Consider the following 14,450-nt stretch of genomic DNA (forward strand, 5'->3'; position numbering starts at 1 on the left):
GCACCCGATTGTTGCCGGATGATGTCAGCGCGAGCGGCACCGCTTGGCTGTGCAAAAATCATGATCAGTCGCCTCACCTGCCCCTCTTGAAAGGGCATGGCGCGCGCATATCTCTGCCCTGTCCGGTCGCCCATGATGGGGATCGGCTGATGCACCGGGCGCCGACTTCGGGCCTGGCATCGCAGTTCAAACACGCTCCAATGGAGGATTTGATTATGCGTGGCTTTGATTTGACTCCCTATCGCCGCTCCACTGTCGGCTTCGATCGCCTGTTCGACCTTATCGAGAACAGCGCGCGCCTGCAGCAGACGGACAATTATCCGCCCTATAACATCGAGCGCCTCGATGAGGATCGCTATCGCGTAACGGTCGCCGTCGCCGGTTTCAAGGCGGAGGAAATCGACATTACGGCGCAGCAGAACCTGCTCCAGATCACCGGCCGCAAGGCTGAGGTCGCGGAGAGCGAGCGCGCCAATTATCTTCACCTCGGCATCGCGAACCGCAGCTTCGAGCGCCGGTTCGAGCTGGCCGACTTCGTGCGCGTCGAGCGCGCCGACCTCGCCGACGGCCTGCTCATCGTAGAGCTGGTCCGTGAGGTGCCGGATGCGATGAAGCCGCGCAAGATCGCCATTAACGGCAAGGGCGAGGTTATTGACCTCTCAAGCGACAAGAACGCCGCCTAATCCGTTTCAACCCTCTCTCACCAGTCGGAGAGATGAGCGCCCGGGGAGACCCGGGCGCTTTTTTATGTCGTGAACCCGGCGCGCCCGGCCACACCGACGAGCGCCACGATAAAGTCCTGCGATTTGCGGTTCATGCCCCCATCTCCGTTTCCGCATCATGCCCGAGCGGCGCATCAAAGCGCAACCGGTCACCCCGCCATATCGATAGCCGCACCAGAAGCATTGGCCCCTGCCCCATCTTGCGCTAATCGCGCGGCATGACTGATCGATCGCCTCTCGCTCGCCCCTTCCCCGCCCTCCCGGATATTGCCGGCGTGACGCCGCGCGTCGCCCGCGCCCGATACAAGCAATGGGATCGCTGCGACCTCACTTATGTGGAACTGGCGGAAGGCACCGCTGTGGCCGGCGTCTTCACCCGGAACGTCTGCTGCTCGACCGAGGTCGAGCTTGGCCGCGAAAGCGCCGCGCAGGGCAAGGCGCGCGCATTGATCGTCAATGCCGGAAACAGCAACGCCTTCACCGGTTTTCGGGGGCGCGAAGCCGTGGACCAGATTCGCGATCAGGTCGCCGGGCACCTGGGCTGCGCCGCCAGCGACGTGTTTGTGAGCTCGACCGGGGTGATCGGCGTGCCCCTGCCCCGCGACAAGGCCCGCGCTGGCGTCGAGGCGGCACTGGCCGCTACGCCCTGCACTTGGGAGCAGGCCGCCGAGACCATCGGCACCACGGACACCTTCGCTAAAGGCGCCACAACCAGCGCCGTCATCGGCGACAAGACCGTCCGCCTCTCCGGCATCATCAAGGGCTCGGGCATGATCGCGCCTGATATGGCGACGATGCTGGGCTATATCTTCACCGATGCCGCCATCGCGCCCGATTTGCTCCAGCAGATGCTGAGCGCCGCCAACCGGCGCAGCTTCTCGTGCATCACCGTGGATGGCGACACCTCCACCAGCGACACCGTGCTGCTCTTCGCGACCGGCAAGGCCGGCAACGCCCCCCTCACGAGCATGGACGATGCCGGCGCCGACGCGTTTCAGGCAGCGCTCAATGACATCTGCACCCAGCTCGCCCAGCTCGTGGTGCGTGATGGCGAAGGGGCGCAAAAGTTCATCGAGGTCGAGGTGACCGGCGCCGTCAGCGACGAGAGCGCCCGGCGCATTGGCCTCTCCATCGCCAACTCCCCACTGGTGAAGACGGCCATTGCGGGTGAAGACGCCAATTGGGGCCGCGTGGTCATGGCGGTCGGCAAGGCCGGCGAACCGGCGGATCGCGACAAGCTCGCCATCCGCTTCGCCGACAAATGGGTGGCGCAGGATGGGCTTGCCGTGGACAGTTATGACGAGGCCCCGGTGGCAGCGCATCTCAAGGGGCAGGATGTCCGCATCGGTGTCGACCTTGGGCTGGGCACAGGCCGCGCGACCGTGTGGACCTGCGATCTCACCCATGGCTACATCTCGATCAACGCCGATTACCGGAGCTAAGCCTCATGAACAGCCTCAGCAGCGCCGTGAGCGCGCTCCTGCGTGATGTCGCGCGCGATGTCGTCCTGCCGCGCTACCAGAACCTCGCCAATCACGAGGTGGAGGAAAAGGCGGTCGGCGAACTGGTGACCATTGCCGACCGCGAAGCCGAGTTGCGCCTCAATGAAGGGCTGAGCCGCATCCTGCCCGAGGCGGGCCTTGTCGGCGAAGAAGCCTGCGCGGCCGATCCCGGCCTTACTGGCAAGCTCGAAACCGGTCTCAACTGGGTGATCGATCCCATTGATGGGACAGCGAATTTCGCTTCCGGAAAGCCGCCCTTTGCCATCATGGTCGCGCTGGCCGATGCCGGCGTGATCCAGGCGGGCTGGATCCTCGATCCGCTCACCGGGCGGCTGTGCGAGGCGTCGCTCGGACAGGGGGCGTGGATCGATGGCGAGCCGATAAAGGCCAAGGAGAGCGGCGCGGATATCCCGGTTGCCGGACTGTCCGTGCTGTTCCTGAACCCCGCCGACCGGCAGGCGATGATCGACCGCGTCGAAGGCCAGTTCGCCATTGCCGACATTCCGCGCTGCGCTGGGGAGCAATATCCCCGCATCGTGCTGGGCGTGCATGATCTGGCGGCATTCGAGCGCACCTTGCCATGGGATCATGCCCCCGGCGCGCTGTTCGTCAACGAGGCGGGCGGTCGTGTCGCGCGCCCGGATGGCTCGCCCTATCGGCTCGCAGCCCATCCGGGTCGCGGTCTGCTTGCAGCGGCGTCTCCGGCTCTGTGGGATCGTGCGGCGGCGGTTCTGTACGGTTAATCAATAACCGGTATAACATGCTGTTTTGTAAAGATAGCTGATAACAAAAAGGGCGCCATTTGGCGCCCTTTCTTTGGCTCACCGCCAATCGTGGCTAAATGCCCTCACAGCTCGCCTTCGATCCAGCCCTTAAGCGCGCTCTTGGGGGCGGCACCAACCTTGGTGGCGGCCGGCGCGCCATTCTTGAATAGGATCATCGTGGGGATGCCGCGCACGCCATAGCGAGTCGGCGCGTCGGGATGATCGTCGATATTGAGCTTGGCGATGGTCACCTTCTCGCCCAATTCCTCGCTGATTTCCTCCAGCGCGGGTCCGATCATCTTGCACGGGCCGCACCATTCCGCCCAGAAATCGACCAGAACGGGCTTGTCGGACGCAATCACGTCCTCATGGAAGCTGGCGTCGGAAATTGCCTTGGTAGCCATCGTCGAAACTCCTTCTGTCGAACGTCTATCTAGGTTGCCGAGGCGTCCGCCTCAAGGTCGGTGCTGCCCAACTTGTGCTCCTGTGCCAGCAAGCCGGGCTTGTGCGCAGCGAGCAAGGCCTGCGGCAGATCGATGAGGCGGGGGGCCGCCGTGTAAAGCAGGCTGACCCGTTGCGGGCGGCCCGGGAAAATCTCGGCCAGCGCAGCGGCATATGCTGCCATCTGGCGGACATGCGCGGCCGGCAAATCCACTGCATTGTCAGGGACATGCCGCCCGGTCTTGAAATCAACGATATGGACGAGATCATCCGTCACTAGCAGCCGGTCCACCGTTCCCGCGATCACCTGCCCGGCGACGACGGCCGCGATGGGCGCTTCTGCCAGCGCATCCGGGCCGAACAGCGCGGCATGCTCGGGATCGTCCAGCACGGCATTGACATGCGCGAGCAGGTCCGCGCGTATCCCGGCGTCGACCACGCCGGCCCGCTCCAGCCAGCGCATGGCGGCGGCAGAGCGCTCGGCGGCCGGCAGATCCGGCAAACGCTCGAACAGCGCGTGGAGCAGCCGGCCCCGCTCTGCAGCCGCACGCATGGCGGCATCCGGCGGCGGATTGGGCACATCATCCTCGACCAGCGCGGAGGGAGACAGCGGACGGGGCGGCCGCGCTTCCTGCGGCGCCGGCGCGCGCAGCCAGGCGGGCAGCGCGGGTTCTGCGGCGCTGGCATCTGCCTCGCGCGCTTTCTTGGGCTTGGCCGGCGCGAGACCTGCCGGGCCGGACCAGCGCAGGGCCTTGCCCCAGTCGGGCACGTCCGCCTCGGCAGCCCCGAGTGTCCGCATCGCCAGATCGACGGCCTGATACCAGCTTTCCTTGGGCGGCTCACCCCTGGCGCGGCTGCCGAGCGATCCGGTGACGATCAGCCGCTCTTCTGCGCGCGTGAGACCGACATAGAGCAAGCGCCAATGCTCCTCCATGTCGAGCCGCTCAGCGGATTGCATAGCTTGTTCGATCGCCGGCGCGGCTTCGCCCTTGGCGGGGCGGATGAGCGGCAAGCGGGCGGCCTCGGTCACCGGCAGGCTCACGGCGTCGGCGCGCGGGCGCTGGCTGGGATCAAAGGCGGCATCGGCCAGAATGACGATGGGCGCCTCCAGCCCCTTGGCGCCATGCACGGTCATCACCCGCACCATGTCACCGCCCTCGCCCAGTTCGCGCTTGATGTCCGCGTCGCCACGGTCGAACCAGTCGATGAACCGCTGCAGCGAGGGATGATCGTCCGCCTCGAAGCCCAGGGCGGCATTGAGCAGCTCGTCAATGGCATCGCGCGCCTCCTCGCCGAGCCGGGCGATCAGCTTGCGCCGTCCGTCCATTGCGCCGGAGAGGATGGCCTCGAGATAGCGATAGGGCGTCGTGAAATCCGCCTGCCCCAGCAGCGTGCGCAACGGGGCCTGAAGCTCCGCCGCCAGCGTCGCGCGCAGGTGGCTCCACAGCGAGCCCTCGCGCGGGACCGCGCGCGCCAGCAATTCATCCTGCGTCCAGCCGATGAGCGGCGAGACCAGCAGATTGGCGAGGTTGAGATCGTCCTCGGGCTGCACCGCAAAGCGCAGGGCCGCCAGCAGATCGCGCACGGCGAGCGGGGCCTGGAGCCGCAACCGGTCCACGCCGGCTACCGGCACGCCCGCCTCATACAGCCGCGCGACGATGAGGCGGGAGAGCGCGCTGCGGCTGCGGAGCAGGATCAGCACGTCGCCAGCACGCGCCGGGCGGCCCTGAGTAGCCAGCGGCGTGCCGATCATGCCCTTCACCAGCCGCGCGATCTTCTCGGCATGGCGGCGCTGATGGTCGGCCAGCCAGTCTTCCTCCCCCTCGCCGGCAGTCTCGTCAGCCTCGCCGTCCTCGTCGCTCTCACTTGGCAGCAATGATGTCGGCGGGAGCAGCAGAACCTCGCCGGGGTGCTGGCGGGCGGCCTGATGCGGCGCGGAGGGCGTCTCCAGCCCGAGGCGATCATGCCCGACCGCATCCAGCACAGCGTCGACGACATCGAGCACCGCCGGCATGGACCGGAAGCTGCGGGCCAAAGGCAATTCTGCGAACGGGTGGCCGACGCGCTCGGTTGCCGCGCGGAAGCGCTGCAGGGCGCTGGAAAAGGCCTCGGGGCTAGTGCCCTGAAAGCCGAAGATCGCCTGCTTGGTGTCCCCCACCACGAACAAGGTGCGCAGCCGCGCCTGCTCGTCGGGCTCGACCTCAAGAAACTCCTCGACGATGGACCAGACGATGTCCCACTGCGCGTCATTGGTGTCCTGCGCCTCGTCCACGAGGATATGGTCGACCTGCTGATCGAGCTTGTAGCGGATCCAGTCCGCCATGCCGGGCTGGGTGAGCAGCGCACTTGCGCGGCCGATCAGATCATCGAAATCGACCGCCCCGGCCTGCCGCTTGGCCTTGGCATAGGCCCGCGCATAAGCACGGCCCGCCGTCAGTCCCTGCGCCGCCGTGCGCGCGAAGGCGGCTTGCTTGCGCAGATCGAGCAGGGTCTTGATCGCCGCGCCGCACGCGCTGGCGAGATCGACATAATCCGGCTCGGCTTCCAACAGATTCTTGTTGGCGCGGTTCTTGACCTCGCCTTCCTTGGTGAGCATCACGCCGAGCAGGTCCGCCAACCCCTCGACGCGCTGGACCTCGGAGCCGCTTAGCCAAGCCGCGATCATATCAGCGCACGCTAGGCCGGATTTGGCACCCCATGCACCATTGGCCCGCGCGACGGCCTGCAACGCGGCCACCGGAAACACGCCCTCAGCGCAGCGATCCGCCAGATGCGCATCGATGTCGCCATCCGGCAGGTCGAGAAATTCCAGCAACGCCGACTCGAGATCGTCCGGTAGTGCCTCAAGCGCCCGGCTCGCCGGCACGCAGCGCGCGAGATAGGCCTGCGTGCCTTCCTCGCCCAGCCGCAGAGCGAGCATCTCCAGCGCCGCCAGCACCGGATCGTCCTGCGCTTGGCCCGCATCCTCGATCATCGCGATCAACGCACGGCGGGCCAGCTCGCCCTGCCCGCGCTCGTCGAGCGGGCGGAACCCGGGGACCAGCCCCGCCTCCAGCGGGAAGGCGGCGAGCAGCGTCTGACAGAAGCTGTGGATGGTCTGGATGCGCAGGCCTCCGCCAGTCGCATCCAGCACGCGCGCGAACAGCAGGCGAGCGCGGGCGATCGCTTCCGGTCCCGGATCTTCGCCCAGTGCTACCAGATCGCGCGCCACATCGACCGATTGCCCCTGCACCCAGCGGGCAAGCCGGCTGTGGACGCGCTCGGCCATTTCCGCCGCACCCGCCTTGGTGAAAGTGAGGCACAAAATGCGCTCGGGCGCGACGCCGCTCAGCAGCAGCCGCAGCACCCGCGCCGACAGCACGGCAGTCTTGCCGGTGCCGGCGGAGGCGCGCACCCAGCGATGAGCGGCGGGGTCCGAGGCCCTGGCCTGCTCGTGCGTCAGCCGGTTGAGTTCGCCCGCCTCAGCCATCGCCCACCTCCGGCAGCGGCTCGGCCCGTCGATCCCGCGCGAACCACTCATCCAGCCGCATGAGCTGGTCATAATCTGTGAACACGGGTGCATCGCTGTGCGGGCGTGCGGCGAATGGTTCGTTCCCAGTCAGCCAGCGCGCCACGGCATCATCGAAGAAGCCGGCGACCATCGCGAGGAAGTCTGCCGTCACGATCCGCTTGTAGCTGCCCTTGGGGTCGGTCAACGGACGCTTGAAGCCGAAATTGCCATCCGTGCCCTTGCCGAGCTTCCAATATTCAAAGGCGCTCACATCCGATCCGGCGGCGAGACCGGCCTCCTTGGCAAAGCCGCCTGCCTGCGCGATCAGCCCCAGCAAACCGAGCTGGAGCGAGAAGCCGGCCTTGACCTGCTTGACCGAGGCGGTCGCGCCGCTCTTGTAATCGACAATGGCGAGCGTGCCGTCCGCGAACCGGTCGATCCGGTCGGGCTTGCCGCGCAGGGTCACGCCTGCCCGCTCGATGCGGCCCCATTTCTCGCCGAACAGCACCTCGCGCCCCTGCCCGGCCTGATCGCGCACGGCGTTCGCCACCCAGTCCAGCGCGGCCAGCAAACGCGGCTGCCAGAGCGTCTTGAGCAGCGGATGGGCTTGCGCCTGCGCGATCATTTCCTGCGCCAGCGCAGAGAGCCGCGCGGGATCGTGCCCGCCTTCTTCCATCCAGCGCTGCAGGACATCATGCGCGCGGGTACCACGCCAGGCCGGGCCGGGATCGGCATCCACGACGTCCAGCGGCGCCAGACGCAGAATGCGCGCGGCGTAGAAGGCATAAGGATCGGCCCGCAAGCGATCGACATCGGTGACGGCGATCTCGCGCGGGCGCAGGTCGGCGCGTGGGCGAGGTGCAGGCGCGCGATAGGCCGGCGCAGGAGCATCGGGCCGATCGATGGCCCGCGCGAGCGCGATCAGCCTGTCATCTTCGACCCAGCGCGCGCCGGTCATGGCCTTGAGCCGGAGCCAGAAGCGCGAGGCGACGGTCGGCGCAGAGGCATCCCGCCGCGCGCGGGAGAGGATCACCTGCGGCGCGCCTAGCCCATTGGCGAAATCATGTGCCGAGAGACCGATGCGATAATCCAGCCCCGGTAGGCCCAGCGCGCGGCGGATGCGCGGGGCGAGCCATGGGTCTGGAGACGGCAGGCCCGGCCAGACGCCTTCATTGAGGCCGGCAAGGATCATCAGATCGGCCTGCTGCAGCCGCGCTTCCAGCAAGCCCAGGATCTGCAGGCGCGGGTGACCGCCCTGCGGGGGACGCACGGCCTGCCCGCCGAGGATCTGCGCGAGCATCCCCACGAAGCCGGCGCCATCCGCGCGCGCCGGCCCTTGCGGTGCTGCGGCTTCCGCATCGCCCAGGCATTGCGCGGCGGCATGGCCCTGATGACCGGCCCAGACGCGCTCCTCCGTCAGGGCCGAGGCCGCCTCGCGGACGGCGGCGAACAAGGCTGGCAGGCTCTGCTCTTCAGAAAAGGCGGCCTCCAGAGGCGCCAGCAGTGCCACGACCTGCGCCCACCAGGGACGCAGCGATTCCCTCATCGCCTGTTGCCGGCCGCCCTTCTCCGCGAGCATGGCGGTCACACCGGCTAAGCCCGCGGCCGGCCGGGGGCCGCGCAGCACCAGATCGAGGCGGCGCACGGATTCGAGCCACGCCAGCCGCTCGTCACCGGCCATCACCAGCGGATGCTTGAGCAGGGCGAGCAACGGCACCGGCGCGAGCTGTTCCGCACCGGCCTGCACAAGTGCCAGCAGCAGCGTGCCGGGCGGAAGCTGGGAGAGCGGGCGGCCGGCGCTGTCATCCGCCTCGATTCCCCAGCGGCGCAGATGCGCGGACACGCGCGTCGCGAGCGCACGATCCGGCGTCACGAGCGCGGCCGTGCGCCCTTCCGTCTCCACCGCCTCGCGCAGGGCGATGGCGATGGCCTGCGCCTCCTCCGCCGGGTTCGCCGCCTCGATGGCGCGGACATCCTTGAGCGAGCGCTGCGCCGTCGGCACATCCGGCCAGCCGCCGGTCAGCAAAGCCGGCAGCAGCGCGTTGCTGATCGCCTTGCCCCGCGCGGCGCGGGCATCATGCTCGCTGCCCCAGCGCCACAGTGCCACCTCGGCCCGGTGGGCATCCATCCGCTCCAGCAGCAGCTTGAGCGCGAATTGCGGGTGCGATTCATTGGCGGGCGGTGGCAGATCGCGCCCCGGCTCCGGGCGCGCGACGGGGCCGATCGCATCCCATTGCTCATCCGAGAGATTCTGGTCGAGATCGGGCAGCACCACCGCGCCGCGCGGCAGGCCGGCGACCGTCTTGAGCAGTCCCGCCACGGCTGGCGCATTGGTGACGATACCTGCGGCAACCACGAAGCGCTCCGGCGGCATCTCGCGCCAGCGGGCCGCAACATGATCGAGCAGGCGATTGCGCCGCTCGGCCATGTCGATCAGCCCGCGCGCGGCCAGCTCCTGCTGCCACTGGGCCGCCAATGCATCGAAATCGCTGAACGCGGCTTGCCAGTGGTGGGAAAGGTCATCGGGCTGCAACGCCTTGAGATCGGCCAGCGCCTTGCGCTCGACGGTGAGCTGATCGAAAGCGGCCGCCAGCGCCGTCGCCAGCCGCCAGCCCTCGCCCGTCTCAAGCCGCTCGCCCCGCCGCGCGCGCTGGTCGATCACCAGCCGCGTGAGGATCATCAGCCGCTCGGCCGGCGCGATGGCTTGCGGGATATCCGCTTCCGCCCCGATCGGGCTGAGCGCGCTGCCCAGCGCCTCATCGAGATCGATATCGCCGATGGGCACCAGCCTCGGCAGCAGCAACCCGTTGCCGGAGGCGCGCACGAAGGCATCGCGCACCGCCCGCACCGCACGATTGTTCGGCAGCAATATGATGCCGCGTGCCAGCGCCAGCCCGCCATCGCGCCGGCCATGCTGGGCGAGAAGCCCGGCGGCGAGCGCATCCGAAAATGCCCGGTGAGCGGGGATGGTAAAGAGGGCCGGCGCGCGGCGCTCAGCCATCGGCCAATCCTGCCTCGACCAGCGGAATCGCCTGCGGGGTGCCGACATCGAACCATTGGCCGCCATGGCTGAGGCCAAAGGCGCGGCCCTGTTCGATCGCGCGGTCCCAGAAAATATTGGTCGAGAAGACGTCGCCCGGCGGATCGCGCACCAGGCGCGGCGAGAGGATTTGCACGCCGGTGAAGACGAACGGCGCCACGCGGCCGGGCTTGCGCCGGCTCAGGCGACCATTGGCCTCCATGTGGAAATCGCCAAGACCACGATGACCGGTGGCACGGGCGTGCGGGATGAGCAGCAGCAGCGCATCCATCGCGTCATCGTCCCAGCGGTCGGCCAGCGCGCGGATGGAGTCGAACGGCCCGTTGATCCATAGATTGTCGCTGTTCGCGCAGAGGAACGGCTTGTCGCCAAGCAACGGCAGGGCCTTGACCAGACCGCCGCCGGTTTCCAGCAACCGGGCGCGCTCATCGGAGACCGGATAGCTCGCACCCGTCCGCCGGGCACGCGACTCCAGATGCGCCTCGATGGGCCCGGCAAGATAATGGACGTTCACCACCGTGCGGCGAATGCCGGCGTCCTCGATGCGGTCCAGCGCATGATCCATGAGCGGCTGGCCAGCGACGCGGATCAGCGGCTTGGGCCGCGTGGCCGTGAGCGGACGCATCCGCTTGCCAAGGCCGGCGGCCATCAGCATCGCCGTCTCAAGCGTGGTGCTCATTGCGCGGATTGCCCCGCAGCCAGTTGGCCCCGCGCCGAGGCGGGCACATTCTGCGCGAACCAGTCGGCCACGGGCGCGAGCGCGGGATGGGCAAGATCGCGCTCCAGCAGCCCCCACATGCGCGGCAGGAAATCGAGATAGCGCGGCTTGCCGTCGCGCTTCCACAGGCGCGTAAAAATGCCGATGATCTTGGCATTGCGCTGGGCACCCAGCACCGCATAAGCCGCCTCGAAATCCGGCGAAGCTTTCGCGCGCGTCTGATAATGCGCCAGCATCGCCTGCTCCACAGCGGGGCTCACATCGCGCCGTGCATCCTGCAGGAGCGAGACGAGGTCATAGGCCGGGTGGCCGGCCAGCGCGTCCTGAAAGTCCAGCAGACCGAGCCCGTGCGAGCGCGCATGGTCCGGCAGCAGCATGATGTTCTCGGCATGATAATCGCGCAGCACCGTCACCACTGGCGCGACATCCTGCTCGGCAATGGGGAGCACCTTGTCCCACGCTGTAGTGTATCCCGACGCATCGACCGCAAGCCCTGCCGCCGGAGCGAACCATTCGGTCAACAGCGCTGCCTCGCGCTGGTAGACGGCGCGGTCATAAGGCGCGAGGCCGCTCTGGGCCGGCTGCTCATGAAGATCGGCGAGGAGGTCCACGGCGCGGGTGTAGATCGCCATTTCCTCGGCCGGCGCGGCATCCAGATGCTCGCGCACCCGCGCATCGCCGAAATCCTCAAGCAGCACGAGGCCCTGCGTCAGATCCCGCGCCAATATGGCGGGCGCCGCGAATCCGTTTTCACACAGCCACTCGCCCACGCTGATGAACGGGCGCGGATCTTCATGCGGCGGCGGCGCATCCATCAAAATGGCGCGCCGGTCACCCTCGACCACGCGGAAATAGCGCCGGAACGAGGCGTCACCGGCAAGCGGCAGGATCTCGGCCCCTGCCCATCCGGCTTGATCGAGAAACGGGCGCGCGCTCTGCGGCGGGATCATGTGACTGGCCATCGGCTCTCCCAAACGCGCGGCACCCGCGCTGTCAAGCGGCGCGTGCCGTCCGCCAAAATGTCGATCTGCAAGGCAAGGGCAATGGCATCATAGCGCCCCGCCAGCCGGTCGGGCCATTCAATCGCCAACGCGCCATCTTCGAGCCATTCGTCCAACCCGAGTTCGCCGAGATCGCCCGTGTCCTCGATGCGATAGAGATCGACATGGCCGACCGGCAGACGCGTCTCGGGCGGCTCATAGCCCTGCAGGATGGCAAAGGTCGGGCTCGGCACATCGCCTTCATGCCCAAGGCCCCTGAGCAGGCCGCGCGCGAGCGTCGTCTTGCCGGCGCCCAGCCCGCCCGCGAGCGTGATCACATCGCCGGGCCGCAGCTTTGCGCCCAAAGCTGCGCCGAAATCGGTGAGCGCGTCTGCTGAGGAAAAGACAAGGGCATGATCGGACACGCCATCATTCTCCGCGCGGCAGAGTGAGCGTGACGCTGGTCCCCTGCCCCGGCTCGGAGACGAGATCCACGCTGCCGCCATGCGCTTCCACGAACTGGCGCACCAACGGCAATCCGAGCCCCTGATTGGCCCCATCGCCATGGCGCCCGAACCGCACGAAAACGTCGAACAGATGCGCCTGTGTCTTGGCATCGATGCCCGGGCCGTCATCGGATACGATGATGCGCACCACGTCCGGCGCGGGCTGCACGTGCACGAGAACCCGCCCGCCCCGGCTCACGAAACTCACTCCATTATCCACCACATGGGCGAGAGCCTGCCGCAGCCGGCGCTCGTCGCCCGACACGGTGCCCGGCTCCTGCTCGAACGACATGTCGACCGTCACGTCGCGCGAGTCCGCCTTGTCGCTCAGGCCCTCGACCACCTGCCGCACCATCGCGGCCACATCTATATCGCGCCTCTCGATGGGCAGGCCGCCCGCTGCGCCCTGCGTCAGATCCAGCACATTGTCGATCAGTCGCGTCAGTCGCGTCGTCGCCGTCATGATGGCATTCACATAGTCACGCGACTGGGCGCTCAATTCGCCCGCATAGCCGGCCTCCATCATCTCGGCGAAGCCGACGATGGAGGTGAGCGGCGTGCGCAATTCATAGCTCATGTTGGAGACAAACGCGGTCTTCACCCGGTCGGCGTCCTCCAGCGCCTCATTGCGATCCCGCAGGGCCTGCTCGATGTGGCGGCTGTCGGTGGTGTCGAGCATGGTGAACAGCGCGTTGCCGTCCGGCAGCGGGATGGCCGCGAACTCGAAGAAGCGCCCGTCGGCAAAGGCGATGCGCCCGCCCCGCTGGCGGCGCTCCATCGTGGCGGCGCGGATGAGTTGGTGGACAAGACCTGCCTGTTCGGGTCGCGCCAGGCGATCCGCCAGCGCCGACATAAGTTCATCGACCCGGGGGTGCGCCGCCATGATGGTGTCCGGCACCGACCAGATCTTGGTGAAGCGGCTGTTCCATAGATGCAGCCGCCCGTCGGAGGCGAACACGGCAATCGCCTCGAACAGATTGTCGAGCGTGGCCGTGCGCACCCGCAGCAGCGTATCGCGCGCCGAGGCCAGCTGGACATGCTCGGTACGGTCCTCGAAGATAACCAGCAGGCCGCCATCGGGCAGCGGCTGGGCGTAAACGCGCAGATGCACGCCATCGCGCAGGCGCCACTGCTCCTCATGCGCGGAGGGGGAGAGGAACCAGTTGCGACGCTCCTGCCGCCATGCACGGAAATCCGGCGTGTCGGGCACCTGCCCGCTGTCCCGCATGGCATCCAGCACACGGTCGAAATGGGTGTCAAACGCCGCTGTCTCGGGGGTGAGGCCGAACAGGCTGAGGAAGGGCTGATTGCAGAACTGCAGCAGTTGATTGGCACCGAACTGGACGACGCCCGCCGACAGCCTGTCCAGCATGTCCCGGTTGGCTTGCGAGAGGTGGCGCAGTTCAGCCCGCACCTCCTCCAGCTCCTGCATGTCGATCGCGTAGCCCGCCACGCCCGAGGGGCCGAGCGGGACATCGACGACCTTCATCAACCGGCGCTTGCCATCGATGGTGACCGGCAGCATCCGGGCCGTTGCGGCCTTGCGGGCGGCAGCGTTCGCGGCGGATGCGCGCGGAGAAATGCCATCGACTGCTTCGACAAGCTCAATGCCTTGCTCAATCACATCCTGCGCGGATTTTCCGTCCACCGCCTTCACATAGGCGCTGTTGACCAGGCTGATCTGATGATCGGCGCCGCGATGCCAGACCGGCATGGGCGCGGCCTCGATCACGCCCGAGAGCGCGTCGAGCGCCTGGCGATATTGCCCGACCTGCCCGCGCAATTCCTGAATCTGCGCAAAACTGTCCGTGGCATCGAAAACCCAGAGCACCACCGTGCCGGCCTTGCCGAGCCGTGTGCCGACCGGACCGCCACGCACGAGCAGCATCCGCTCCGAGCCGTTGACCCGCACCGGTAGCGTGAAGGGTCGGCCGCCCTGCTGCGCCGCTGCGATCTCCGCAGCGAGCGCGCGGGCATGATCCGGCTCCAGGCCGCCATCAGCATCCAGCAGCGCATCGAGATCGGTGGGCGCGGCCTCACGGCCGAGCCATGCGGCGAGCCTGTCCGGCGCATCCAGCTTGCCATCGGGGCGGATGAGCAAGGGTACCGCGGGCGCGGAATTCAGCAGATCGACCAGTTGCGCGGCGTGCGTGCGCGCCAGCGCCGCCTTGCGCCGCATCGAGAGGCCGGTGAACAGCGCCCAAACCGCCAGCACCAGCCACACGGCCAGCACGGCACCCACGATCAGCGGAAAGAACGGGACATTGGCAATCACGGGAGTGGATTA

At 67.7% G+C, this 14,450-nt stretch carries 10 protein-coding genes; 3 read left to right on the forward strand and 7 right to left on the reverse strand.

The window, feature by feature from the left end; genetic code table 11:
* The first annotated feature begins 215 nt into the window (after positions 1-215).
* From M2343_RS05580 to M2343_RS05590, 3 genes are all read left to right on the forward strand, one after another.
* A complete protein-coding gene (locus tag M2343_RS05580; RefSeq protein WP_181559518.1) occupies positions 216-683 on the forward strand; it encodes an Hsp20 family protein in 468 nt (155 codons plus the stop codon).
* A gap of 257 nt (positions 684-940) precedes the next feature.
* The gene (gene argJ, locus M2343_RS05585) at positions 941-2,164 is read left to right on the forward strand and encodes a bifunctional glutamate N-acetyltransferase/amino-acid acetyltransferase ArgJ (RefSeq protein ID WP_264572693.1); all 1,224 of its coding nucleotides are present in this window, start codon (positions 941-943) and stop codon (positions 2,162-2,164) included.
* Positions 2,165-2,169: 5 nt separating this feature from the next.
* The gene (locus M2343_RS05590; RefSeq protein ID WP_264575910.1) at positions 2,170-2,967 is read left to right on the forward strand and encodes an inositol monophosphatase family protein; all 798 of its coding nucleotides are present in this window, start codon (positions 2,170-2,172) and stop codon (positions 2,965-2,967) included.
* A 104-nt stretch (positions 2,968-3,071) separates the two neighbouring features.
* On the opposite strand, the gene trxA is transcribed toward M2343_RS05590, so the two are convergent.
* From trxA to M2343_RS05625, 7 genes are read right to left on the reverse strand one after another with little or no spacing between them, the layout of a single operon-like run.
* Complete coding sequence (gene trxA / locus M2343_RS05595) at positions 3,072-3,392, reverse strand: thioredoxin (RefSeq protein WP_181559514.1); 321 nt, start codon at positions 3,390-3,392, stop codon at positions 3,072-3,074.
* 29 nt (positions 3,393-3,421) lie between these two features.
* Positions 3,422-6,898: a double-strand break repair helicase AddA gene (gene addA, locus M2343_RS05600; RefSeq protein WP_264575911.1), complete on the reverse strand. Its 3,477-nt coding sequence runs from the start codon at positions 6,896-6,898 to the stop codon at positions 3,422-3,424.
* Positions 6,891-9,920, reverse strand: coding sequence for a double-strand break repair protein AddB (addB, locus tag M2343_RS05605; protein WP_264575912.1), 3,030 nt, complete (start codon positions 9,918-9,920; stop codon positions 6,891-6,893). The genes addA and addB overlap by 8 nt, the downstream gene beginning before the upstream one ends.
* Positions 9,913-10,638 carry a nucleotidyltransferase family protein gene (locus M2343_RS05610; protein WP_264575913.1) on the reverse strand — a complete coding sequence of 242 codons (726 nt, stop codon included), beginning with the start codon at positions 10,636-10,638 and terminating at the stop codon, positions 9,913-9,915. Before M2343_RS05610 ends, addB begins: the two co-directional genes overlap by 8 nt.
* Complete coding sequence (locus M2343_RS05615) at positions 10,635-11,627, reverse strand: aminoglycoside phosphotransferase family protein (RefSeq protein WP_264577503.1); 993 nt, start codon at positions 11,625-11,627, stop codon at positions 10,635-10,637. The genes M2343_RS05610 and M2343_RS05615 overlap by 4 nt, the downstream gene beginning before the upstream one ends.
* Positions 11,624-12,082, reverse strand: coding sequence for a tRNA (adenosine(37)-N6)-threonylcarbamoyltransferase complex ATPase subunit type 1 TsaE (gene tsaE / locus M2343_RS05620; protein WP_264575914.1), 459 nt, complete (start codon positions 12,080-12,082; stop codon positions 11,624-11,626). Before tsaE ends, M2343_RS05615 begins: the two co-directional genes overlap by 4 nt.
* Before the next feature lie 4 nt (positions 12,083-12,086).
* On the reverse strand, positions 12,087-14,435 hold the full coding sequence (locus tag M2343_RS05625; RefSeq protein ID WP_413716040.1) for a PAS-domain containing protein: 2,349 nt from the start codon (positions 14,433-14,435) through the stop codon (positions 12,087-12,089).
* Positions 14,436-14,450 lie beyond the last annotated feature (15 nt).

Source organism: Sphingobium sp. B8D3B (assembly GCF_025961875.1).
Classification (GTDB): domain Bacteria; phylum Pseudomonadota; class Alphaproteobacteria; order Sphingomonadales; family Sphingomonadaceae; genus Sphingobium.

Excerpts from the sequence above, each read along its gene's own strand:
- argJ (WP_264572693.1), top strand. The coding sequence starts at position 941 with ATGACTGATCGATCGCCTCTCGCTCGCCCCTTCCCCGCCCTCCCGGAT.
- M2343_RS05615 (WP_264577503.1), bottom strand. The coding sequence starts at position 11,627 with ATGATCCCGCCGCAGAGCGCGCGCCCGTTTCTCGATCAAGCCGGATGG.
- M2343_RS05590 (WP_264575910.1), top strand. The coding sequence starts at position 2,170 with ATGAACAGCCTCAGCAGCGCCGTGAGCGCGCTCCTGCGTGATGTCGCG.
- addA (WP_264575911.1), bottom strand. The coding sequence starts at position 6,898 with ATGGCTGAGGCGGGCGAACTCAACCGGCTGACGCACGAGCAGGCCAGG.
- M2343_RS05580 (WP_181559518.1), top strand. The coding sequence starts at position 216 with ATGCGTGGCTTTGATTTGACTCCCTATCGCCGCTCCACTGTCGGCTTC.
- trxA (WP_181559514.1), bottom strand. The coding sequence starts at position 3,392 with ATGGCTACCAAGGCAATTTCCGACGCCAGCTTCCATGAGGACGTGATT.
- addB (WP_264575912.1), bottom strand. The coding sequence starts at position 9,920 with ATGGCTGAGCGCCGCGCGCCGGCCCTCTTTACCATCCCCGCTCACCGG.
- M2343_RS05610 (WP_264575913.1), bottom strand. The coding sequence starts at position 10,638 with ATGAGCACCACGCTTGAGACGGCGATGCTGATGGCCGCCGGCCTTGGC.